Origin of the sequence: Actinoplanes sp. KI2 (assembly GCF_025630775.1) — a bacterium.
Classification (GTDB): Bacteria; Actinomycetota; Actinomycetes; order Mycobacteriales; family Micromonosporaceae; genus Actinoplanes.
Window position 1 is genome coordinate 1 of record NZ_JAOSZE010000139.1, and the last position, 784, is coordinate 784.

Here is a 784-nt window from a genome sequence, read left to right on the forward strand (position 1 = left end):
GCCGCCGAGTTCGAAGAAGTTGTCGTCGGGGCCGACGTGGGGCAGGTCGAGGATGTCGGCGAAGGCGTCACACAGGACCGGCTCGTAGGGTCCGGTCGGTGCCCGGCCGATGCTGCCGGTGTGTCCGGGGGCCGGGAGTGCCTTGTGGTCGATCTTCCCGTTGGGCATCAACGGGATCGCGGCCATGGTGACGAACGCCGACGGGATCATGTAGTCCGGCAGCCGCCCGCCCAGCAACTCCCGCAACTCACCCACGGCCGGCACCTGCCGGCCGTCAGCGGGAACCAGGTAGGCGACCAGCCGCTTGTCACCCGGCCGGTCCTCCCGCACGATCACCACGACCTGCTCGACCCCGGCGATCCCGGCCAGGGCCGCTTCGATCTCGCCCAGCTCGATCCGGAACCCACGCACCTTCACCTGCGTGTCGACCCGGCCCAGATACTGCAACTGCCCACCCGGCAGCCACCGCGCCAGATCCCCGGTCCGATACATCCGCTGCCCGGCCTCGAGCGGGTTCGCCACGAACCGCTGCGCAGTCAACCCCGGCCGGCCCAAATAACCCCGCGCCAGCCCGGCCCCGGCGACATACAACTCACCGGTCACCCCCGGCGCGACCGGCCGCAACCACTCATCCAACACGAACACCCGGGTATCAGTGACCGGCCCGCCGATCGGCGGCACCACCTCACCCGCCAACGGGCCACTCATCGTCGCGCACACCGTCGTCTCCGTCGGCCCGTACGCGTTGACCATCCGACGACCCCGCGAGAACCGGCCCACCAGA

1 protein-coding gene is annotated in these 784 nt (G+C 70.4%); it reads right to left on the minus strand.

The window, feature by feature from the left end:
- On the minus strand, positions 1–753 hold a 753-nt coding region (locus tag ODJ79_RS46655; protein ID WP_317620766.1), incomplete at its 3' end, for an AMP-binding protein.
- Positions 754–784 lie beyond the last annotated feature (31 nt).